Origin of the sequence: Klebsiella pasteurii, from assembly GCF_018139045.1 — a bacterium.
In the GTDB taxonomy this organism is placed as follows: Bacteria; Pseudomonadota; Gammaproteobacteria; order Enterobacterales; family Enterobacteriaceae; genus Klebsiella; species Klebsiella grimontii.
On the sequence record NZ_CP073236.1, the window covers coordinates 5,180,728 to 5,201,828 of the forward strand.

At 59.5% G+C, this 21,101-nt stretch carries 18 protein-coding genes and 1 pseudogene; 5 read left to right on the plus strand and 14 right to left on the minus strand.

From position 1 onward, the window contains the following. Positions 1-391: 391 nt before the first annotated feature. Entirely contained in the window at positions 392-574 is a 183-nt protein-coding gene (locus KCG39_RS24240) for a hypothetical protein (RefSeq protein WP_004129481.1), read from the plus strand. A 107-nt stretch (positions 575-681) separates the two neighbouring features. Here KCG39_RS24240 and KCG39_RS24245 read toward each other — a convergent pair whose 3' ends face one another. The 5 genes from KCG39_RS24245 to KCG39_RS24265 form a co-directional block, all read right to left on the minus strand. Beyond that, on the minus strand, positions 682-1,377 hold the full coding sequence (locus KCG39_RS24245) for an ABC transporter ATP-binding protein (protein ID WP_004129484.1): 696 nt from the start codon (positions 1,375-1,377) through the stop codon (positions 682-684). Then, positions 1,370-2,152 carry an ABC transporter ATP-binding protein gene (locus KCG39_RS24250; RefSeq protein WP_004129487.1) on the minus strand — a complete coding sequence of 261 codons (783 nt, stop codon included), beginning with the start codon at positions 2,150-2,152 and terminating at the stop codon, positions 1,370-1,372. The genes KCG39_RS24245 and KCG39_RS24250 overlap by 8 nt, the downstream gene beginning before the upstream one ends. After that, complete coding sequence (locus tag KCG39_RS24255) at positions 2,139-3,188, minus strand: branched-chain amino acid ABC transporter permease (RefSeq protein WP_004129491.1); 1,050 nt, start codon at positions 3,186-3,188, stop codon at positions 2,139-2,141. Before KCG39_RS24255 ends, KCG39_RS24250 begins: the two co-directional genes overlap by 14 nt. After that, the gene (locus KCG39_RS24260; protein ID WP_004129493.1) at positions 3,188-4,087 is read right to left on the minus strand and encodes a branched-chain amino acid ABC transporter permease; all 900 of its coding nucleotides are present in this window, start codon (positions 4,085-4,087) and stop codon (positions 3,188-3,190) included. The genes KCG39_RS24255 and KCG39_RS24260 overlap by 1 nt, the downstream gene beginning before the upstream one ends. Positions 4,088-4,240: 153 nt before the next feature. Next, positions 4,241-5,347: an ABC transporter substrate-binding protein gene (locus tag KCG39_RS24265; RefSeq protein ID WP_024359092.1), complete on the minus strand. Its 1,107-nt coding sequence runs from the start codon at positions 5,345-5,347 to the stop codon at positions 4,241-4,243. Between KCG39_RS24265 and KCG39_RS24270 the strand changes: the two are divergent. Continuing rightward, positions 5,340-5,435 (plus strand): annotated as a pseudogene (locus KCG39_RS24270) (hypothetical protein); the annotation flags it as partial. The gene KCG39_RS24265 and the pseudogene KCG39_RS24270 sit on opposite strands and share 8 nt — an antisense overlap. 308 nt (positions 5,436-5,743) lie before the next feature. Here KCG39_RS24270 and eutC read toward each other — a convergent pair. The 3 genes from eutC to eat are packed head-to-tail and all read right to left on the minus strand — an operon-like array spanning position 5,744 to position 9,296. Next, positions 5,744-6,520: an ethanolamine ammonia-lyase subunit EutC gene (gene eutC / locus KCG39_RS24275; RefSeq protein WP_004099335.1), complete on the minus strand. Its 777-nt coding sequence runs from the start codon at positions 6,518-6,520 to the stop codon at positions 5,744-5,746. After that, the gene (locus KCG39_RS24280; RefSeq protein WP_087828302.1) at positions 6,517-7,905 is read right to left on the minus strand and encodes an ethanolamine ammonia-lyase subunit EutB; all 1,389 of its coding nucleotides are present in this window, start codon (positions 7,903-7,905) and stop codon (positions 6,517-6,519) included. The genes eutC and KCG39_RS24280 overlap by 4 nt, the downstream gene beginning before the upstream one ends. An 11-nt stretch (positions 7,906-7,916) precedes the next feature. Beyond that, complete coding sequence (eat, locus tag KCG39_RS24285) at positions 7,917-9,296, minus strand: ethanolamine permease (RefSeq protein WP_004129501.1); 1,380 nt, start codon at positions 9,294-9,296, stop codon at positions 7,917-7,919. Positions 9,297-9,586: 290 nt separating this feature from the next. Here eat and mmuP point away from each other — a divergent pair, with 290 nt between their 5' ends. Continuing rightward, entirely contained in the window at positions 9,587-10,993 is a 1,407-nt protein-coding gene (gene mmuP / locus KCG39_RS24290; protein WP_004129511.1) for an S-methylmethionine permease, read from the plus strand. Then, positions 10,980-11,912: a homocysteine S-methyltransferase gene (gene mmuM, locus KCG39_RS24295; RefSeq protein WP_004129514.1), complete on the plus strand. Its 933-nt coding sequence runs from the start codon at positions 10,980-10,982 to the stop codon at positions 11,910-11,912. The genes mmuP and mmuM overlap by 14 nt, the downstream gene beginning before the upstream one ends. Before the next feature lie 89 nt (positions 11,913-12,001). Here mmuM and fbpC read toward each other — a convergent pair whose 3' ends face one another. From fbpC to KCG39_RS24325, 6 genes are all read right to left on the minus strand, one after another. Then, positions 12,002-13,048, minus strand: a complete 1,047-nt coding sequence (gene fbpC / locus KCG39_RS24300; RefSeq protein WP_049112661.1) for a ferric ABC transporter ATP-binding protein — start codon at positions 13,046-13,048, stop codon at positions 12,002-12,004. 11 nt (positions 13,049-13,059) lie between these two features. Continuing rightward, positions 13,060-15,138 (minus strand): ABC transporter permease, encoded by a 2,079-nt coding sequence (locus KCG39_RS24305; RefSeq protein ID WP_139529569.1) that lies wholly within the window; start codon positions 15,136-15,138, stop codon positions 13,060-13,062. Positions 15,139-15,208: 70 nt separating this feature from the next. Continuing rightward, on the minus strand, positions 15,209-16,240 hold the full coding sequence (locus tag KCG39_RS24310; RefSeq protein WP_004133724.1) for an ABC transporter substrate-binding protein: 1,032 nt from the start codon (positions 16,238-16,240) through the stop codon (positions 15,209-15,211). Then, complete coding sequence (gene uhpC / locus KCG39_RS24315; protein ID WP_004129536.1) at positions 16,240-17,541, minus strand: MFS transporter family glucose-6-phosphate receptor UhpC; 1,302 nt, start codon at positions 17,539-17,541, stop codon at positions 16,240-16,242. Before uhpC ends, KCG39_RS24310 begins: the two co-directional genes overlap by 1 nt. Positions 17,542-17,625: 84 nt before the next feature. Further along, positions 17,626-19,167 carry an MASE1 domain-containing sensor histidine kinase gene (locus KCG39_RS24320; protein ID WP_004129537.1) on the minus strand — a complete coding sequence of 514 codons (1,542 nt, stop codon included), beginning with the start codon at positions 19,165-19,167 and terminating at the stop codon, positions 17,626-17,628. After that, positions 19,167-19,796, minus strand: coding sequence for a response regulator transcription factor (locus KCG39_RS24325; protein WP_142446283.1), 630 nt, complete (start codon positions 19,794-19,796; stop codon positions 19,167-19,169). Before KCG39_RS24325 ends, KCG39_RS24320 begins: the two co-directional genes overlap by 1 nt. A 341-nt stretch (positions 19,797-20,137) precedes the next feature. Here KCG39_RS24325 and tauA point away from each other — a divergent pair, with 341 nt between their 5' ends. Next, on the plus strand, positions 20,138-21,100 hold the full coding sequence (tauA, locus tag KCG39_RS24330) for a taurine ABC transporter substrate-binding protein (protein WP_142467934.1): 963 nt from the start codon (positions 20,138-20,140) through the stop codon (positions 21,098-21,100). Position 21,101 lies beyond the last annotated feature (1 nt).

Consider the following 21,101-nt stretch of genomic DNA (forward strand, 5'->3'; position numbering starts at 1 on the left):
CCACAAATCGCCCGTCGGCGGCAAAGAAGAAAAAGTTCTTATCTATAACGAAAAAGAACTTAACAAAATTGTGGATATTGTTTACCCGTTCACGGGTAACGGTGAGGCATTTTCTGCGGATTGAGAGTGAACGGAACCCTTGCGCACAGAATTACAAATCAGGCTCCGGCAAACGCTGCGGGTCCTTCCCAGCCTGCGCTGCGCTTGGCTGGGCTACGGGGCCTCAGTCGTCTGGGGTCGTGTAGCCCGGATAAGACGTTTGCGTCGCAATCCGGGAAAGGCCGCAATATGCATCCCACAGAATTACAAATCCGGAATTGATATTTCCCGTCCGTCGTCAACTGTGGTTGAAATAGACCCAGGCAAAAATGCTTCCCGACGGAGGAGAAAAATGAAAGTGGCGCTGTGGCAACGCATAACGGGCTGGCTGGCTTCTTTATCTGGATCTGGCGGAGAAGCCGGGCAGCAGGATACCCAACGCATTATGGAGGCAATATTACCGGTCGCCAGTCTCTATGGAATTGAACTTGGCAACGTAGAAACAAGGTGGTTTCGCCATGATAAAACATACTGAGCGGCGCAGGACGCGTGAAGCCTACTGGAACGAGGTGTGCTTTGTGTAGCGCGAGGCTGTTTGCGGTTGCGGCGACGCAGGAAGCGATGCCGCAGCCCTGAACAGCTTTATCCTCCAAGATACATCCGCTTAATCTCCGGATTCGCCAGCACCTCCGCCGCCGGACCAGAGAGCATAATCTTCCCATTTTCCAGCACATAGGCGCGATCGGCGATGGTCAACGCCGCTGTGGCGTTTTGCTCCACCAGCAGCACGGTAATATTCTCCTCCCGGAGCTGCTTAATCGTCGCGAACAGCTCACCGACAATTTTCGGCGCCAGCCCGAGGCTTGGTTCATCGAGCATCAGCAGTACCGGCTCGCTCATCAACGCTCTGGCGATGGCCAGCATCTGCTGCTCGCCGCCGCTCATGGTCCCCGCCATCTGGGTACGCCGTTCTTTCAGCCGGGGAAACAGACTGTACATGCGATCGCGCAGGCGGGGAAAGCCGGCGAGATTGTTGTAGGCCCCCATGCGCAGGTTTTCTTCGATGGTCAGATTGGTGAAGATGCGTCGCCCCTCGGGCACCAGCGCCAACCCCTTACGCACAATCTGGTGCGTCTGGCTGCGGGAAATATCCTCGTTGAGAAAATTGACCCGCCCGGTAGAGCGCACCAGGTTGACGATCCCGTTGAGGGTGGAGGTTTTTCCCGCGCCGTTGCTGCCGATTAAGGTCACGATCTCCCGGTCGTGAATATCAATATCCACCCCTTTCAGCCCCTGAATCACGCCGTAAAATACTTTTAACTCGCGCGCGCTAAGCATAACGAACGTCCCCCAGGTAGGCGGAAATGACGTCCGGATCCTGAATGGCTTCGGACATCAGGCCGCTAAACAGCGGTTTGCCGTACTCCAGCACCATCACCCGCTCGCACAGCTTGTTGACGAACGGCATGTCGTGCTCAATCAACAGCACGCTGAGCTGGTAGTCGTCACGCATACGGAAGATCAGATCCGCCAGATCTTCCGTTTCTTTCGGGTTCATTCCGGCGGCGGGTTCGTCGAGCAGCAGTAATTTTGGCGACGTCGCCAGCGCGCGGGCGATCTCCACCTTACGTTGGTTGCCGTAGCTGAGGTTGGTGGCCTGCACGTCGGCGAAATGGGCGATACCGATGTCGTCCAGAATCGCCATCGCTTTGGCCTTTGCCGCCCGCTCGGCGGGAAAATAGCGGCCAATATGCAGCGCTGCTTCCAGCAACGAGTAGCGGCTGGCGCTGTCGAGGCCGACCATCACGTTTTCTAATACCGTCATTGAGTTAAACAGGCGGATGTTCTGAAAGGTGCGGGCGATCCCGGCGTTGACCACCCGGTTCGGCTTCAGCCCTTTTAGCGATTTTCCCGCCAGGGTCACGCTGCCGCTGGTCGGTTTATAGTTGGCGGTAATCACGTTAAACATGGTGGTTTTACCCGCGCCGTTCGGGCCAATCAGACCAAAAATTTCCGCCTCGTCGACGTGGAAACTGACGCTGTCGATGGCCCGCAGGCCGCCGAACTGCATGGTCACGTCCTGTACCTCTAAAATGACCTTATTTTGCGCCATAGCCGCGACCTCTTTTTCCCACTTGCCAAATCTCTTTTTTGCCCAGCAGACCTTCGCGAGCGAACAGCATGATGATCAGCAGCAGCAGCGAGAAAACCACCATCCGCAGGCCCGGATACGCGCCGAGATCGTGACCGAAGAACTGGAGCGGCTGGTCGAGAAAGCGCAGCCACTCGCCGCTGCCGACCACCAGCACGGTACCGAGCAACGCGCCGGTGGTGCTGCCCAGGCCGCCGAGCACGATAATAATCAGCAGCTGAAAGGTGAGCATAAAGTCGAACAGGCCCGGCGAAATGGTGGTCAACAGCGAGGCCAGCAGGCCGCCGCCGATCCCTTCGAAGAAGGCGCTGGTGGCGAAGGCGCAGGTTTTAATGCGAAACGTGTTCACCCCCATGGCGATGGCTGCGTCTTCGTCGTCGCGCACCGCTTTCATCATTCGCCCGTACTTCGACCACACCAGCTGCAGAATCATCCCGGTCGCCAGCAGGGCGAACAGCCCGCACCAGAACAGCAGATGCGGCTGTTGCGGGATGTCGTTGAGGCCAATCGCGCCGTTGGTGATCTGCGGGTTGTTGATAGCGAGGATTTTAATGATAAAGCCGAAGCCGAGGGTCACAATCGCCAGGTAGTCGCCGCGCACGCGGAAGACCGGCAGGGCCAGGCACACCGCCAGCGCTGCCGCGCACAGGCCGCTGATCAGCAAGGCGGGCAGGAAACCGGCGTGCAGCACGAGGATCCACGGGCTGGGCGCGGCCATCTCAAACATATCCAGCTTACTGTCGCTGGAGAGGATCAGCAGGGCGGTGACGTAAGCGCCGACCGCCACAAAGCCGTTGGGCTCCAGCGACAGCTGCCCGGTCACGCCGTTGATCAGGTTGTAGCTGACCGCGAGGATCATAAAGACAAAAATGGTACTGATGACGCGAATAATGTAGTCGTTGAAGACGACGTTGATCCCGGCCAGCAGCGCGATGCAGAGAACAATAATGACCAGGTTGCGCAGCTGCGCCCCGGCGGTAGTCGTAGCGTTGAGCATCAGAAACGGCTCCTTTCCAGACGTTCATCGCCCATAATGCCAACCGGGCGGAACAAGAGGACCAGAATCAAGAACATAAAGGCAAAAGCGTCTTTGTAGCCGCCCAGCTCGGGAAAGAGGGCGACCGCCACCACTTCGGTAAAGCCGAGAATAAAGCCGCCGAGCACCGCGCCGGTGACGCTGCCGATCCCGCCGAGTACCGCGGCGGCGAACGCCTTCAGGCCAATCAGCACCCCCATCAGCGGATCGATGGTGGGGTAGCTGATGGAGTAGAAAACCCCGCCCAGCGCCGCGAGGCTGCTGCCGAGGGCGAACACCAACGAGATAATGCGGTTGGCGTCGATGCCCATCAGGCGCACGGTATTGACGTCGAAGGCCACCGCGCGTATCGCCATCCCGTAGCGGGTACGGTACAGCAGCCAGAGGATCGCCAGCAGCAGCAGGACGGTGATCAGCGGCACGATCCACGCCACGTTGGTGATAATCACGTCGCCAAAGGCGCGGGTGTTGTTGAAAAAGTCCGGTGCGGAAAAGAAACGCGAGCTGCCGCCAAACAGCACGTTGAACAGGTTTTCGAGGAAAAAGCTGACGCCGATGGCGGTGATCAGCATTGAGATTTTGGAGGCCTGGCGCAGCGGGCGATAGGCCACCCGGTCGATCAGCATCCCGAACAGGCCGCACAGCGCGAGGGTCAGGAAAACGGCTACCCCGAAGGGTAGCCCAATGGAAGAAAACAAAAACAGGGTGGTAAACGCCCCGACCATCATCACGTCCGCATGGGCGAAGTTGATCAGGCGCAGCACCCCATAAACCATCGTATAACCGATGGCAATCAGGGCGTACATGCCCCCAAGGCTCATTCCATTGACCACTTGCTGGAGAAAAATGGCACCATCCATCTGATATCTCTCTTATTTTCCCTAAATAATTCGAGTTGCAGGACAAAACGGTTAACCGTTTTGAACAGCGCTTGCGCTGGCCCCGTAGGGGCGAGGCTCATGGATGAGCCGAGTAACACAGCCAGCGCACATGCAACTTGAAGTATGACGGGGTTAAGGATTAACCACGGTACGAAACGCCAGCTTGCCATCCTTCACTTCGTTGATGACCGCGCTGCGGATAGCGTCGCCGTTTTGTAACGTCAGCGTGCCGGTTACGCCCTGGAAGTCCTTAGTGGCGCGAATTTTTTCGTTAACGCAAACCCGGTCGTGCGGGTCGCTGCACTGGTTCATGGCGTTGATAATGACGTTATAGGCGTCCGCCGCCATCGCGCCCCAGGTGTGGGTCGGCTGCTGGTATTTGGCTTCCCAGGCTTTAATAAACACCTCGCCCGCTGGCGTTTGCTCTTTGGCGTTAGGTGAGTAGTAGTCGGTGGTCATATAGCCGTTGACCGCGTCTTTACCGACGTCAAAAAAGACCTGATCCGCCGCCAGTCCGTCGCCGCCGACCACCGGTTTGCTCAGCCCCAGCTGTTTAGCCTGTACGGCGATGAGCGCCCCTTCGGTGTAGTAAATCGGCATATAAATCATGTCGACGTTCTTCGCCTTCACGCTGGCCAGCTGGGCCTTAAAGTCTTTGCTGCCGCCGGGGGCCTGAACTTCGATAGGTATGGTGCCGCCGTTTTTCAGGAACTGCGTGCGGAAGGCCTTCGCCAGACCGACGGAGTAGTCGTTGCTGCTGTCGAAAACGATGGCGGCGGTTTTGGCCTTCAGATCGCGCGAGGCGAGGTTAGCGCCGACCACGCCCTGGAAGCTGTCGGAGAAGCAGACCCGGCTGACGTAAGGATGGTTGCGGGTGACGCGGTCGTTGGTGGCGGTTGAGGAGACCAGCGGCGTTTTGCTGTCGTCGGCGATTTTGGTCATCGCCAGGGTATTGGAGGAGGTGACTTCGCCGATCACCGCGTCGACTTTATCGCTGGAGACCAGGCGCTGCATGGCGTTAGCGGCTTCGACCTTGTCGCTCTTATCGTCAATCACGATAAGCTTCACGGTGTCGCCGTTTTTTAACGTCGGCGTAATGCTCTGGATAATATCCAGCCCTTTTTGCGACGGCTGACCGTAGCCGCTCAGCGCGCCGCTCAGTGGCAATACCACGCCGATTTTAATTTCAGCCGCCTGCGCGCTGCTGGCACCGACCCACGCGGCAACCAGCGTGGCCATTAAAGACGCTTTCCCGGAAAACTTGTTCATTGCTACCTCACCGTCGGTCGATTATTTATCTTTAACCATCAATGACTGCATAACATTGTGACATAATTCACCAGGATATCCGGCGAATTATTGGCTGTTATGTTGAATAGATAACGAGATATATTTAATGCGCAGAATTACCTTACAACGTCCGTTTCGTTTTTACTCATGCAATATTCTTATTACCTGCAGGAAAGGGCATAAGGCTGATGAAAATACTGTTTTTAGTACGGTGAGCGCATTTTGCCAGGTGGCGGCTGATGCCTTACCCGGCCTGGAAAACCCGCAATTTCAGCGCGCGCCCGAATATAATATCCAGGTGCGCTCGATAATATTAAAAATCTATTCTGCTGCCCGCGTGAATTATTATTTTAACTGGCTCAACGGTTTTATTTTTCCATGCAGCGCCGGATTATCGCTTTCATCTTTCAGGCGCACTCCGGTAAGCCGCCGCAAAAAGGCCTGCTCCAGTAGCCAGGCCAGCTTAAAAGCGGCGGCATCAAAGCTCAGCCCTTCCGGACGGATATTAGAAATACAGTTGCGCTCCGACTCCAGCCGCTGGCGATGCGGCTGCCAGGTTAAATACACCCCGAGGCTGTCCGGCGAGGAGAGCCCGGGCCGTTCGCCAATCAATATCGCCACCGCTCTGGCCTTCAGCGTTTCGCCTATATCATCGCCCAGCGCAACCCGCGACTGGTGCGCCAGCACCACCGGGGCCAGGCTCAGGCCGAGGGTTTTCAGATAGGGCAGCAGGGCGCGAATCAGCGGTACCGCCTGGCGCTGCACGGCGTACGACGACAGCCCGTCGCCAATCACCAGCAGCAGGTCGGCGGGGCGCGCGCCGCTGGCGGCGAGGTCGGCGCGGCTCTCTTCGTTCAGCTGTCGCCCGAGATCCGGGCGATTCAGATAGACATGGCGATCGCTGGCGGCGCTGCGCACGGTCAGCGTCGACAGCCCCAGTTCCGCCAGCGGCTGGACTAACTGGTCGCTGGCGAAAGGCTGGTGAATCGCATCGCGCGCCCGGGCGTGGGCGAGGCCGAAATTCAGCACTTCGCGGGTCGGCAGGCTGGCGCCGCTGCGCCCCAGCGCAATCCGCGCATCGGTAAATTCACGCAGCGGGTTCCAGGCGTCGGGAGGATTCATACCGGTTCTCCTTGCGGCAGGACGGAAAGCAGCGGATGGCGGGCATCGGTCAGACGCAGCGCGCCGTGGCGGTCAATAATCTGCATCTTCGTCAGCCAGTCGGCGAACTCAGGCGCATGCTGCAAGCCCAGCAGTCGGCGGGCGTAAAGGGCATCGTGGAACGAGGTGCTTTGGTAGTTGAGCATAATATCGTCAGCCCCCGGAACGCCGATCAAAAAGGTCAGCCCGGCCGCGCAGAGCAGCGTCAGCAGGGTATCCATATCGTCCTGATCCGCTTCGGCGTGATTGGTGTAGCAAACGTCGCAGCCGATGGGCAGCCCCATCAGCTTGCCGCAGAAGTGATCTTCCAGCCCGGCGCGGATAATCTGCTTACCATCGTACAGATACTCCGGGCCGATAAAGCCCACCACCGTATTGACCAGCAGCGGCTCAAAATGGCGGGCGACGGCGTAGGCTCGGGCTTCGCAGGTCTGCTGATCAACGCCGTGATGGGCGTTGGCGGAAAGGCAGCTGCCCTGGCCGGTTTCAAAATACATCACGTTGTTGCCCAGTGTGCCGCGGTTCAGGCTAAGCGCCGCTTCCCGCGCTTCCTGCAGCAGCGCCAGATTAATGCCGAAACCGCTGTTGGCGGCTTCGGTACCAGCCACCGACTGGAACACCAGATCCACCGGCGCGCCGCGCTCAATCAGCTGCAGGGTGTTGGTGACGTGGGTCAAAATGCACGACTGAGTGGGGATGGCGAAGCGCTGAATAATATCGTCAAGCATATGGTTTAGCTGCGCCAGCACTGGCAGGCTGTCGCTGGCCGGGTTAATGCCGATCACCGCGTCCCCGGCGCCGTACAGCAGGCCGTCGAGCATGCTGGCGGCGATGCCTTTCATATCATCGGTCGGGTGATTGGGCTGCAGGCGCACGCTCAGGCGCCCCGGCAGGCCGATAGTGTTGCGAAAACGGGTCACCACCCGGCATTTGCTGGCGGCGAGGATCAGATCCTGGTTACGCATCAGCTTGCTGACCGCAGCTGCCATCTCCGGGGTGATAGCCCTTGCGACCTCGCGCAGCGCTGCCTCGTCGGTGGCGTCATCGAGCAGCCAGTCGCGAAAATCGCCGACCGTCAGATGGCGAATCGCCGCGAAGCCCCGACTGTCGTGGGTATCGAGGATCAGGCGGGTCACCTCATCCTGCTCGTAGGGAATCAGCGGATTATCGAGAATCTCGGTGAGCGGAACCTCCGCCAGCGCCATTTTGGCCGCCATCCGCTCTTCGGCGGAGCCGGCGATAACGCCCGCCAGCGCGTCGCCGGAACGCGCTGGGGAGGCCTTCGCCATCAAGGTTTTCAGACTATCAAAGCGCCATACCTGGCCCGATAGCGTGGTTTTATACATGTGTCGCCTCCTCAGGAGACCGTACGCAGCTGCGGATCCACCGCCGCGCGCTGGCGGGCCGCTGCGGTCTTGCGAAACCACAGGTAGCCGCCGAGCATCATGGCGGCGAAAATCAGCGCCAGCAGCGTGTTGTACCAGACCATCGCCACCAGGCAGAGTACCGCCATGGCCAGGGCGAAGGCCGGCGCCCACGGATAGAGCGGCGCGCGGAACGGTCGAATCAGCTTCGGCTCGCTGCGGCGCAGTTTAAACAGCGCCGCCATCGAGGTGATATACATAACAATAGCGCCAAATACCGACATCGTGACGATACAGGCGGTCAGCGGCATCCCGCTAATGGTGATCAGCGAATCGGAGAAAATGGCGGCGATGCCCACCACGCCCCCGGCGAGGATCGCCAGATGCGGCGTGCGGGTGCGGCGGTTCAGCGTCGCCAGGCTGGCGGGGAGATAGCCCGCGCGCGCCAGCGAGTAAATCTGCCGCGAGTAGCCCATGATAATCCCGTGGAACGAGGCCACCAGGCCGAAGAGCCCCAGCCACACCAGCATATGCAGCCAGCCGCTGCTGTTGCCGACCACCATTTTCATCGCCTGCGGCAGCGGATCGTTAATATTGGCCAGGGTTCGCCAGTCGCCCACGCCGCCGGCAAAGATCATCACGCCGATCGCCAGCACGGTCAGAGTCAGGATGCCGCCGCCCAGCGCCCGGGGAATGGTGCGCTGCGGATCTTTAGCCTCTTCGGCGGCCATCGATGCGCCTTCAATCGCCAGAAAAAACCAGATAGCAAACGGGATGGCGGCAAACATGCCCGGCAGCGCCAGGCCGCTGAAGCTCTCCGCGCCCGCCCAGCCGTTAGCGGTAAAGTGGCTCCAGGAGAAACCCGGCGCGACAACGCCCATAAACACCAGCAGTTCGAAAATCGCTAATAACGTCACCACCAGCTCAAAGGTGGCGGCAATGCCCACGCCGAGAATATTCAGTGTCATAAAGATGATGTAGGCGCCGCAGGCCACCCATTTGGGGTCGAGCGCCGGAAACTGCACGTTAAGGTAGGCGCCGATGGCCATGGCGATGGCGGGCGGGGCGAAGACGAATTCAATCAGGGTCGCGAAGCCGGCGATAAACCCGCCGGTCGGGCCAAAGGCGCGGTAGGCGTAGGCAAATGGACCGCCCGCATGCGGAATGGCGGTGGTCAGCTCGGTAAAGCTAAAAATAAAGGCGCAGTACATCGCAGCGATGGCCAGCGCGACGATCATAAAGCCCAGCGTCCCGGCCTGGGACCAGCCGTAGCTCCAGCCAAAATACTCTCCGGAAATAACCAGCCCAACGGCGATCCCCCATAAGCGGAAACTGCCGAGCGTTCTTTTTAGCGTTGTGGTTTGCTCTGTCATGTTCGTTGCCTCGCCAGATAAAGATATCGGGAGGGTTGCAAAGAGAATGCCAGGGCATACCACCGATAAACGCGGCGGTTTACGCCAACGAGGATCAAAAAAGGGGCAGACCGCAACCGGCGGGAGAGCCGCCGTGGTGCAGTTGCCCGCAAATGTGGCGTTGCTGGTGCACGATGGCGCCAGCATCTTTTTTACGCCATCGCGCCAGGTCGCTTTGCAATTTAGCAGTGGTCGCGGTATAAGGAATCTCTTACTTGGATGTTTAGATGTCTATACGCCCATGAGGTCAAATGCAAACAACACAACAACAAGGTGGGCAGCTTAAGCGCACCATGAAGACCCGCCACCTGATCATGCTGTCGCTGGGTGGCGTTATTGGCACAGGGTTATTCTTTAATACCGGCTATATCATCTCCACCACCGGAGCGGCGGGTACGCTGCTGGCCTATCTGATTGGCGCGCTGGTGGTCTGGCTGGTGATGCAGTGTCTGGGCGAACTCTCGGTGGCGATGCCGGAAACCGGGGCGTTTCACGTCTACGCCGCGCGCTATCTTGGCCCGGCGACGGGATATACCGTCGCCTGGCTTTACTGGCTGACCTGGACCGTGGCGCTTGGCTCCAGCTTCACCGCTGCCGGGTTCTGCATGCAGTACTGGTTTCCGCAGGTGCCGGTATGGGTCTGGTGCGTTGTGTTCTGCGCGGTTATTTTCGCCCTCAACGTTATCTCTACCCGCTTCTTTGCCGAAGGTGAATTCTGGTTCTCGCTGGTGAAAGTGATCACCATTATTGCTTTTATTATTCTCGGCGGGGCGGCGATCTTCGGCATTATTCCGATGCAGGATGGCTCGCCGGCGCCGGGGCTGCGCAATATCACCGCCGAAGGCTGGTTCCCGCACGGCGGTCTGCCGATCCTGATGACCATGGTGGCGGTCAACTTCGCCTTCTCCGGCACCGAGCTTATCGGCATTGCGGCCGGGGAAACGGAAAATCCGCATAAAGTGATTCCGGTGGCCATTCGCACCACCATCGCCCGGCTGATTATCTTTTTTATCGGCACCGTCTTCGTGCTGGCGGCGCTGATCCCGATGCAGCAGGCGGGGGTAGAGAAAAGCCCGTTTGTGCTGGTGTTCGAAAAGGTGGGGATCCCCTACGCGGCGGATATCTTTAACTTTGTGATCCTGACGGCGATTCTGTCAGCGGCCAACTCCGGCCTCTACGCCTCCGGGCGGATGCTGTGGTCGCTCTCCAATGAAAACACGCTGCCGGCCTGTTTTACCAAATTGACCAAAAACGGCGTGCCGCTGACGGCGATTTCGGTGAGCATGCTCGGCGGCGTGCTGGCGCTGTTCTCCAGCGTCGTGGCCCCGGATACGGTATTTGTCGCGCTGTCGGCGATTTCCGGCTTTGCGGTCGTGGCGGTATGGCTGAGCATCTGCGCCTCGCACTTTATGTTCCGCCGCCGCCATCTGCAGCAGGGGAAGGCGCTAAGCGAACTGCACTACCGCGCGCCGTGGTATCCGCTAGTGCCGGCGCTGGGATTTGTGCTTTGTCTGGTGGCCTGCGTGGGTCTGGCGTTTGACCCGAGTCAGAGGATTGCGCTGTGGTGCGGGATCCCGTTCGTGGCCCTGTGTTATGGTGCGTATTATCTGACTCGTTCACGGAAACTCACCCAGGAGCCTCAACATGTCGCAGAATAATCCGTTAACCGCCCTCCTTGACGCAAGGCCCTTTATCCTGCTGGACGGCGCGATGGCGACAGAGCTGGAAGGGCGCGGCTGTAATCTTGCCGACAGCCTGTGGTCGGCGAAAGTACTGGTCGACAATCCGGAGCTTATCCGCGAAGTTCATCTCGACTATTTCCGCGCCGGCGCGCAGGTGGCGATCACCGCCAGCTATCAGGCGACGCCGGCGGGCTTTGCCGCCCGCGGGCTGGATGAAGCGCAGTCGAAAGCGCTGATCGGCAAAAGCGTCGAGCTTGCCCGCAAGGCGCGGGAGGCGTATCTGGCGGAAAACCCGCAGGCGGGCGCGCTGCTGGTTGCCGGTTCGGTCGGGCCGTACGGCGCCTACCTGGCGGACGGCTCGGAGTATCGCGGCGATTATCTCCGCAGCCATGAAGAATTTCAGGCGTTTCATCGTCCGCGCGTTGAAGCGCTGCTCGACGCCGGGGCCGATCTGCTGGCCTGTGAAACCTTGCCCAACTTCGCCGAGATTAAGGCGCTGGCAGAGCTGCTGACCGCCTATCCGCGCGCGCGGGCGTGGTTCTCGTTTACCCTGCGCGATGCGCAGCATCTCAGCGACGGCACGCCGCTGCGGGAAGTGATTGGGGTGCTGGCAAACTATCCGCAGGTGGTGGCGCTGGGCATTAATTGTATCGCGCTGGAGAGCACCACCGCCGCGCTGGCGCATCTGCATAGCCTGACGGCGCTGCCGCTGGTGGTTTATCCTAATTCCGGGGAGCACTATGACCCGGAGTCCAAGACCTGGCATCACCACGGCGAAGCCTGTGAAACGCTGGCGGGATATTTACCTCAGTGGCTGGCGGCGGGGGCGAAACTGATTGGCGGCTGCTGCCGCACGACGCCGAAGGATATTGCCGAACTGAACGCACGGCGTTGAGTTTGCGCCGGGTAGCGGCTGATGCCTTACCCGGCCTACAACGTGCACGAACCGTAGGCCGGGTAAGCGTAAGCGCTACCCGGCATCAATCACCCAGCATCCGCTAACACAAACATCCCGTACGGATGGATTTCGAGATAATAGTGCTCGCCGACGTCCGGCTGCAGACGGGTGGCGTTAACCTGCAATAAGATCTCCTGCCCGTGCCACTCTACCGTCACCTCATACTGCGGCCCCATATAGGCCACGTGGCGGATCGTGCAGCGCTGGCTCTCCTCGCCGCGATCGCTCAGGGTGATCGCCTCCGGGCGGACGCCGACGCTGCCCTCGCCGTGGGCGGCAAAATGCGGCGGCCTCGGCAGCCGATAGCCATAAATATCGACGAAACCCTCGCTGAAGGCGGCCGGGAACAGGTTGGCGTCGCCCATAAAGCTCGCCATAAAGCGCGACGCGGGTTGGCGGTAAAGATCCTGCGGCGAGCCGATCTGCATGATATGCCCCTTATTCATCACCAGCACGGTATCGGAAACCGCAAAGGCTTCACTTTGATCGTGGGTCACGTACAGCGAGGTAATATCAAACTGCTTTTGCAGTTCGCGGATCTTGTCGCGCATGCTGCGCCGCAGGTTGGCGTCGAGGTTACTTAACGGCTCATCAAACAGCAGCACCTTCGGCTTGAGGATCAGGGCGCGCGCCAGCGCTACGCGCTGCTGCTGGCCGCCGGAGATCTGATCGACATAGCGGTCTTCGAATCCTTCCAGATCGACCATCGCCAGCGCCTCTTTCACCCGTGCTTTGACGTCGCCGCGCGGCACGCCGAGCATTTTCAGACCGTAGCCGACGTTGTCCCCCAGCGACATATGCGGGAACAGGGCATATGACTGAAACACCATACAGATATCGCGCTGCTGAATGGAGCGATGGGTGACGTCTTCACCGTCGATGTAAATCTGCCCTTCGCTCGGTTTTTCCAGCCCGGCGACCAGGCGCAGGATGGTGGTCTTGCCGCAGCCGGAAGGGCCGAGCAGCGTCACCATTTGCCCCTGTGGGATGGTGAGATTGATATTGTCGATAACCATGTTGCTGCCGAATCGCTTGGTGACGTTGCGCAGCTCAACAAAATTTTTCTGACTCATAGAGCGCTCCATTACGCCTGGTTTTTGGCTTTTGAACGGGAGATACGCGCTTCCCCGATCAGCCAGTCAAAGAGGAAAATAATCGCCAGCATCACTACGATCAGAATCGATCCGTAGGCGATCGCCACGCCGTATTCGCCGTCTTCCACCCGGTTGAGGATATAGGCGGTAGCGACGCGGGTGTCCGGCGTCACGAGGAACACAATGGCGCTGACGGTGGTAATGGCGCGCACAAAGCTGTAGATCAGCGCCGAGAGGATCGCCGGGCGCAGCAGCGGTAGCAGAATGTGCGTGATGGTGCGCAGAGAACCCGCGCGCAGGCTGAGCGAGGCTTCGTCGAGCGATTTGTCGATCTGGCCTAAACCGGCAATGCCTGCCCGAATGCCCACCGGCACGTTACGCATCACCATCGAGATAATCACTATCGCCGCCGTTCCGGTGAGGTACACCGGCGCGCTGTTAAAGGCGAGAATATAGGAGACGCCCGCCACGGTGCCCGGCACCGCGAAGCACAGCATGGTGGTGAACTCGATGGTCTTTTTGCCTTTAAACTGCTGACGCACCACGATCCAGGCGATCAGCAGGCCGAAGGCGGCGGTGATCGGCGCGGCGATCCCGGCATACAGCAGGGTATCAAGCAGCGAAGGCCACGCACCGTCGCTCATCCCCTGGCCGAACAGCTTGATGAAGTTATCCAGCGTCAGGGTGTAGTCCACGCCCCAGTTAACGGTAAAGCTGCCGTAGAAAATGCTGCCGTAGAGCAGGGCGTTAAAGGCGATCCACACCGCCAGAATGGCGATCACGCTCCACACCAGGGTCACCGGCAGCGGCTGCACGTCGCCGCGATAGGACTTGCCGGAAACCGTGACGTAAGAGCGCTTGCCGATCCACATATACTGAATGCAGAACACCAGCAGCGAGAACAGCAGCAGGAATGCGCCGAGGGTACTGGCGGCCTGATAATCGAGCTGCGAACCGGTGATATAGAAGTAGATTTGCGTCGCCAGCACGTCGAAGTTGCCGCCGAGCACCAGCGGGTTGCTGAAGTCGGCCAGCGACTGAACGATGACGATTAAAAACGCGTTCGCCAGCGCTGGTTTCAGCAGCGGGACGAAGACGCCATTGAAGGTCTGCCAGCGGCTGGCGCGCAGGGTGTACGACGCCTCCTCCAGCGACGGATGAATGGTCTTAATCGCGCCGTCGAGGATCATAAACGCCATCGGGGTGAACGCCAGCACCTGCGCCAGCCAGATGCCGGTAAATCCGTACAGCCAGTTGGTGTTGGTTAAGCCGAACCAGTCGACCATCAGTTCGGTGACGTAGCCGGAACGGCCCATCATCAGGGTAACGCCGAGGCCGACGACAAAGGGCGGGGTGACGATTGGCAGAATCGAGAAAATGCGGCCGATAATCGCGCTGCGCTTCGCGATGCGGGTGGTGTAAATCGCCAGCACCAGACCAAAGAAAGTGCAGCCGATGCCTACCGCAATCGACAGGGCGATGGAGTTGAGGATCACCTGGACAATATGCGCCTGCGACAGCACGGCCATAAACGCCAGCGGGGCAAACTCGCCGGCGTCGTTGGTGAACATCGGGATAAAAATGGCGATGCTCGGCCAGACGATAAAGACGCCGATTAACGCCACGATGGTGACCAGCGAACCAATCACAAAGCGGTCGCCGCCCAGCCATTCCAGGCGGGTGAGCGCCAGGGTCATGATGGCCCCCAGCGCGACAAACAGCACGAGGGTGGCGTAGCCTAACCCGCGGCCTTCCACGGTGGCGCTGACGACAATAAACGCCATACATAAAAATGCCCAGCCGGCATCAAGATAGTGGCGGCTGCGCTGTTCTCGTCTGGCTTCCTGCCATGGACGAATCAGCAGCAGGCTCGGCAGCAGATACCACAGCCAGCTGATATTGAACTGTGACCAGCCGTAGGCCGCGAGAATTTCATCGCGCGTGGACTCCAGCAGACCGTAATCCAGGCTCCAGCTCGGCAGCAGGGCGAACGCCAGCCAGCCGAATAAAACCCAAAGGAATATCGCATCCCGCTTTTTCACGGGATGGAGTGCAAGTGTGTGTGACATAAGTTTTCCGGTGTTGTATGTAGGCCCGGTAAGCGTGAGCGCCACCGGGCATTAACCGCAAAATGTGGGCTTATTTACCCATCTTCACTTCGCTAACCCATTTATTGATGAGCGCTTTACGCACGTCCGTTGAGCCGTATTTATCCATGTCGTAGTTGATAAGCTTCAGGTCGTCGAGCTTCAGCGAGTTCGGCGAGGTTTCGGCGGTGGTGTTGGTCAGGATCTGATAAGACTTACCTTTCTTCCACGCCAGCTCCTGGGCCTCTTTCGACAGCACCCAGTCGACGAACAGCTTGGCGTTGTCGAGGTTGCGCGCGCCCTTCAGAATGCTCACGCCGCCAATTTCGTAGCCGGTGCCTTCGCACGGCGAGATCAGCTCCAGCGGCGCGCCCTGTTCTTTTTCCAGCGAATAGTCGTGCAGGAAGCCGATGCCGATGGCCGTTTCGCCGCGGGCGGCGTTGCGCGCCGGGGCGATCCCGGATTTCGTGTACTGGGAGACGTTAGCGTTGAGCTGTTTAAGATAATCGAAAGCCTGATCGTCCCCCCACAGCTGGGCGAAGGTCGCCAGCGCGGTGTAGGCGGTACCGGAGCTCTGCGGGTCGGCGATCTGGATTTCGCCTTTGTATTCCGGTTTGGTTAGATCCTTCCAGCATTTCGGCACCGGCAGGTTTTTCTCTTTCAGGCGCTGGGTGTTAACGCCGAAGCCGAGAATGCCGACGTATACCGCCGAGGAGTAGTTGCCTTTCAGCTTCGCCGGATCGCGGAACTGCTCCATGACCTGCGTAAGATTCGGCGATTTATAGGGCTGCAGCAGGCCCATTTCGCCGGCCTGGGACTGCGGATCGAGCGTGCCGCCGTACCAGACATCCGCCTGCGGGTTTTTCTTCTCGGCGTCAACCTTCGCCAGCGTGCTGCCGGAGCCATTGCGAATAAACGAGGTTTTTACGTCGTATTTTTCGCCGAAGGCTTTGGTTTCCGCCTCACACATTTCGTTGGTGGCGCTGCAATAGACCACCAGACGACCTTTGGCGTGCGCCGCGCCGCTTAACGTCGCCAGCGCAATGCCGGAAGCAATCAGGGTTGTGACCAGCGTTTTTTTCATTATTTTATCCTTTGAGCAGCAGAGGTAGTAATGCTCGCCATCAGCAGCGGCATCAGTAATAAACCCATCAGTACCGCGGCGACGGAGAGTAAACTGAACATCCCCGACCAGCCGTAGCGTTCAATGACCAGCGACAGAGGCCAGCCCGCCAGCGCTGCCCCCAGATAGGCGAACAGGCCGAGAAATCCGCTGATGGAGCCCGCCGCCGCTTTGTGTCCGCACTCCACTGCCGCGAGGCCAATCAGCATTTGCGGGCCGAAAACGAAGAAGCCCACCGTAAAGAAACAAACCGCCAGCAGCGCGTAGTGGTGCACCGGCGCCAGCCAGAGCGCGGCGACGGAGACCATCAGCCCCAGCGTGAACAGTAAAATCATCGGCGCCCGCTGGCCGCTGAACAGCAGATCCGAGCCCCATCCGGCGAACAGCGCCCCGAGCAGACCGCCCGCTTCAAACAGCATCACCGTGGCGTTGGCGCTGAGCAGATTGACGCCGTGGCTCTCCGTCAGCCAGATGTTGCCCCAGTCGTTGAGCGCGATGCGGATCAGGTAGACCAGCACATAAGAGACGCCCAGCAGCCAGATCATCGGATTCTTCAGCATCGTGGTGCGCAGCATTTGCCACAGCCCCATCGGCGGGCTTTGCCGCTCCTGGCGTAGCTCCAGCGGGTCGTTACGCCAGGCGCCCACCGACGGCAATCCCTCTTCGCGGGGCGTTCCTTTCAGCTGTAGCGTTAACCAGATGCCTGATGCCATGCTGATCATCCCCGGTGCCAGCATCGCCGCCTGCCAGCCCCACCAGTGGGCGGCAAAGGCGCTAATCAGCGGGATAATCGCTCCGCCGATATTGATCGACATATTCCAGCAGCCCCACCAGAAACCGCGTTCGTTGCGCGAGTACCAGTGGGTTAGCAGGCGGGCGCAGGGAGGCCAGCCCCAGCCCTGAAAAAATCCGTTCAGCGTCCAGACCGCCAGCAGCAGCGTCAGCGACTCGCCGAAGGCGAACACCACGTTCAGCAGACCGGTGGCGAACAGGCCCGCGCCCATAAACCAGCGCTGTCCGTGGCTGTCGTGCCACAGTCCGGCGGCAAACTTTGACAGGCCGTAGGTCAGATAAAACAGCGACCCCAGAAGGCCGATATCGCCTTTATCCAGCCCCAGATCCGTTTGCAGCGCCGGCAGAACGTAGTTGACGCTTTTGCGCGTCAGGTAAAACGCCGCATACCCGATGACCATGTACATCAGCAGCTGCGGACGCAGCGTTCGGTAATGGTGATTAATGTCGGTTGCTGAGCGTGCGTGCATAGCCGTCTCCGTTTTGCTGACTATATGAAAGTGAAATCGAAAGAGGATGAGAGAAAGTCCGGAGTGACTAAGACTTTTTCCTGGTTAGCCGGCTGTTTGTTGCAAATTTGTGGGCAAGTTAACAATTACGCGTGTGCCGCGCTGCGACTCCAGCGTCAGTTCTCCGCCGAGGGCGCTGACCCGTTCGCGCATGCCCTGAATGCCGAAGCCGGCCATTTGGTCGGCGCGAAGGCCGATGCCGTTGTCTTTTACCTCCAGGCGCAGCAGCGCGCCCTGCTGAAACAGGGCAATGGCGACCTCGCTGGCGTCGGCGTGCTTACAGACGTTGTTAAGCAGCTCCTGAAGCAGCCGATAGAGGGTGAAGCGCACCGTTTCGCTCTCCGGCGTGGCGGTGAGCCGGTAGTCAAAGCGGCAGCGGATACCGCGCTCGGCAAAGGCAAACTCATTGAGCAGATGGTGCAGCGCCTCTTTAAACGACAGCTCATCGAGGGCCGGAGGGCGTAGCTGGCGCAGCAGCTGGCGGGTGGAGTGGTGGATGCGTCGGGCGAGATCGTTAATCTGGCTGGCGGCGGCCTGGGTTTGCGCCGGATCGCGTGCCCGCTTCACCAGCTGCGACTGGATCTGAATGGCGGTGATGTTCTGGCCGATTTCGTCGTGTAGCTCGCGCGCCAGGTTTTTGCGCGTATCCTCTTCGGTATGGATCAGCTTTTCGGCCAGCGCCCGCCGCGCCGCCAGCTCCGCTTCCAGCCGCTGGCGGTAGTGGTGCAGGTTTTGCGCCAGGTGCTGCTGGCGGCTGATGGCAATGCCCAGCCCGATGCCGAGCAGCGCCTGGGTGGCCAGAAAAATCTCCAGCTCCACCAGATTGCTGAATCCAACGCCAACCTGGCGGGCGATAGTAATCATCATGCTGCCCAGCAGGCCGGAGAGGACGCCGCCCTGCCAGCCGAACTTCCACGCCATCACCACGTTAGGCAGAAATACCACAATCAGCAGCAGGCGCTCGATTTCCGGCGACAGCACCATTTGTGTGCCGATACCGATGATAAAGAACAGGCTGCACCAGATGATGAGTGAGGTGCGCAGCGGCGGATTGTTGGTATCCAGCCCCAGCAGATGGTAGCGGTGCTGCTGGCGCAGGAATTCAAAGATCAGATAGACAAACGGCGTCAGCAGCACCCCGCCGGTAAACGAGGCCAGGCCGAGCATCATCGCCGGGCTTTTCACAAACGGCGACAGCAGGGCGGTGTTGAGCAATGCGCTGGCGGTAACCGTCGCCAGCAGCAGCGTCAGCCGCTGCCAGTAAAGGGGAAAGCGGTGCCAGAACTGTTGGGCGATGCCGGCGGGAAGCAGGCCGATCAACGGCGCGGCCAGCAGAAGATAGCCGTTCAGCAGTTGTTCGCCGTGCAGCCAGAGCAGCATCAGCACCGGAGGCAGCGCCAGCGCGGGCCAGTAGCGGCGAGAAAGCAGGATCAGCAGCGCCAGATAGACGCCGTGCGGCAGGAACAGCGCCGCCTGCTGGCCGTTCTGGGTCAGGTAAAACCCGAGCGTCCACAGCATTAGCCAGCCGCTTCCCCAGGCCAGCACGATGAACAGCGAAATCACCCCGTGACGAAGGCTGCGCGACATTAATGACCCGCCAGCAGCTGGTGGTCGAGGGCGAAATGGACCAGATCAATGGTGCTGTGACACTGCAGTTTTCCCAGCACGTTGGCACGATGGACGTGTACCGTCTTGTGGCTGAGCTCGAGCTTAAAGGCGATCTCCTTGACGCTGTCGCCTTTAACCAGCAAATCAAACACTTCGCGTTCACGCGGGGTCAGCACTTCCAGCACCTGCGCCGGTTGTTCTCCGCCACGCAGCGCCCGCAGCGCATCGGCGCACAGGTAGTGTCCGCCCATACCGACGGAACGCACCGCCTGGACCAACTCTTCCGGGCCGCAGCGTTTGGTCAGATAGCCGCTGGCGCCGGCATCAAGCGCGCTCTGTACGAAGGTGGGGGTGTCGTAAATACTGAGAATAATGGCGCGGAATTGCGGCTTTTGCGCGCGCAGGCGCTTCAGCAGGCTCAGGCCGTTCTCATCCGGCATGGCGATATCCATGACCGCCACGTCGACGTCGTCGCGCAATAATGCCGACCAGGCTTGCGCCGCGCTGCTGAACTGGCCAGCCACCTCGAGATCTTCTTCGAGGCTGAGTAACTGCGCGAAGCCTGAACGCACCACCACATGGTCATCGACCAGCACCACTCGAATCATGTTTCTTCTCTCTTAGCGCATCATGGTTCTATGATGCCTGCCGCCGCTGCGCTGGCAATCAATCAGGCGCAGTTATGCAATGAATGTAACAAAATCGCAATACACTTCATCCTTCAAGCTGCCTCTTTGTTGGCTTGGTTTGCCCGCCCCGGTCACTGACTTATGTCAGCTCCCGGGGACGAACAACCTTGCCGCCTCGATGCAGCATGAATGATTTTGTGTATAAGCATTGCCGATTTTTTTCTAAAAACGCTTTGTTCTTAGCAAGAATTTTTAATTACTTCATCAAACGCATCGCGCCGGAAATACTGCACCCATAACAACTATGGGAAGCAGACACTATGGCACTATCATCGCGTATCACACTCATTGCCGCGCTGGCGCTGGCGGCATTTCAGGCCCAGGCGGTCAACGTTACCGTGGCGTATCAGACCTCCGCTGAGCCGGCGAAAGTCGCCCAGGCGGACAACACCTTCGCTAAAGCCAGCGGGGCGACCGTCGACTGGCGCAAGTTTGACAGCGGCGCGAGCATCGTGCGGGCGCTGGCTTCCGGTGACGTCCAGATCGGCAACCTCGGTTCCAGCCCGCTGGCGGTCGCCGCCACCCAGCAGGTGCCGATTGAGGTGTTTCTGCTGGCTTCAAAGCTCGGTAACTCCGAAGCGCTGGTGGTGAAGAAGAGCATCACCAAACCGCAGGACCTGATCGGCAAACGCATCGCCGTTCCTTTTATCTCCACCACCCACTACAGCCTGCTGTCGGCGCTGAAACACTGGGGGATTAAACCGGGCCAGGTACAGATCCTTAACCTGCAGCCGCCGGCGATTATCGCCGCCTGGCAGCGCGGTGACATTGACGGTGCCTACGTCTGGGCGCCAGCGGTTAACGCGCTGGAAAAAGATGGCACGGTTCTCACCGACTCGTCGCAGGTGGGCAAGTGGGGCGCGCCGACGCTGGACGTGTGGGTAGTACGCAAAGACTTTGCCGAAAAGCATCCTGACATCGTCAAAGCCTTCGCGAAAAGCGCCATTGACGCGCAGCAGCCCTATATCGCTAACCCGGACGAATGGCTGAAGCAGCCGGAAAACATCAGCAAGCTGGCGCGCTTAAGCGGCGTACCGGAAGCCGACGTGCCGGGGCTGGTGAAAGGCAATACCTACCTGACCGCCGCCCAGCAGGCGCAGGAGCTGAACGGGCCGGTGAATAAAGCCATCATCGATACCGCGAAGTTCCTTAAAGAGCAGGGCAAAGTGCCCGCCGCCGGCAGCGACTACAGCCAGTATGTCACCGACCGTTTTGTGAAGTAAA

What these genes read in the sequence shown, in the direction of transcription:
- KCG39_RS24240 (WP_004129481.1), top strand. Translation starts at nt 392, where the DNA reads ATGAAAGTGGCGCTGTGGCAACGCATAACGGGCTGGCTGGCTTCTTTA.
- KCG39_RS24245 (WP_004129484.1), bottom strand. Translation starts at nt 1,377, where the DNA reads ATGCTTAGCGCGCGCGAGTTAAAAGTATTTTACGGCGTGATTCAGGGG.
- KCG39_RS24250 (WP_004129487.1), bottom strand. Translation starts at nt 2,152, where the DNA reads ATGGCGCAAAATAAGGTCATTTTAGAGGTACAGGACGTGACCATGCAG.
- KCG39_RS24255 (WP_004129491.1), bottom strand. Translation starts at nt 3,188, where the DNA reads ATGCTCAACGCTACGACTACCGCCGGGGCGCAGCTGCGCAACCTGGTC.
- KCG39_RS24260 (WP_004129493.1), bottom strand. Translation starts at nt 4,087, where the DNA reads ATGGATGGTGCCATTTTTCTCCAGCAAGTGGTCAATGGAATGAGCCTT.
- KCG39_RS24265 (WP_024359092.1), bottom strand. Translation starts at nt 5,347, where the DNA reads ATGGCCACGCTGGTTGCCGCGTGGGTCGGTGCCAGCAGCGCGCAGGCG.
- eutC (WP_004099335.1), bottom strand. Translation starts at nt 6,520, where the DNA reads ATGAATCCTCCCGACGCCTGGAACCCGCTGCGTGAATTTACCGATGCG.
- KCG39_RS24280 (WP_087828302.1), bottom strand. Translation starts at nt 7,905, where the DNA reads ATGTATAAAACCACGCTATCGGGCCAGGTATGGCGCTTTGATAGTCTG.
- eat (WP_004129501.1), bottom strand. Translation starts at nt 9,296, where the DNA reads ATGACAGAGCAAACCACAACGCTAAAAAGAACGCTCGGCAGTTTCCGC.
- mmuP (WP_004129511.1), top strand. Translation starts at nt 9,587, where the DNA reads ATGCAAACAACACAACAACAAGGTGGGCAGCTTAAGCGCACCATGAAG.
- mmuM (WP_004129514.1), top strand. Translation starts at nt 10,980, where the DNA reads ATGTCGCAGAATAATCCGTTAACCGCCCTCCTTGACGCAAGGCCCTTT.
- fbpC (WP_049112661.1), bottom strand. Translation starts at nt 13,048, where the DNA reads ATGAGTCAGAAAAATTTTGTTGAGCTGCGCAACGTCACCAAGCGATTC.
- KCG39_RS24305 (WP_139529569.1), bottom strand. Translation starts at nt 15,138, where the DNA reads ATGTCACACACACTTGCACTCCATCCCGTGAAAAAGCGGGATGCGATA.
- KCG39_RS24310 (WP_004133724.1), bottom strand. Translation starts at nt 16,240, where the DNA reads ATGAAAAAAACGCTGGTCACAACCCTGATTGCTTCCGGCATTGCGCTG.
- uhpC (WP_004129536.1), bottom strand. Translation starts at nt 17,541, where the DNA reads ATGCACGCACGCTCAGCAACCGACATTAATCACCATTACCGAACGCTG.
- KCG39_RS24320 (WP_004129537.1), bottom strand. Translation starts at nt 19,167, where the DNA reads ATGTCGCGCAGCCTTCGTCACGGGGTGATTTCGCTGTTCATCGTGCTG.
- KCG39_RS24325 (WP_142446283.1), bottom strand. Translation starts at nt 19,796, where the DNA reads ATGATTCGAGTGGTGCTGGTCGATGACCATGTGGTGGTGCGTTCAGGC.
- tauA (WP_142467934.1), top strand. Translation starts at nt 20,138, where the DNA reads ATGGCACTATCATCGCGTATCACACTCATTGCCGCGCTGGCGCTGGCG.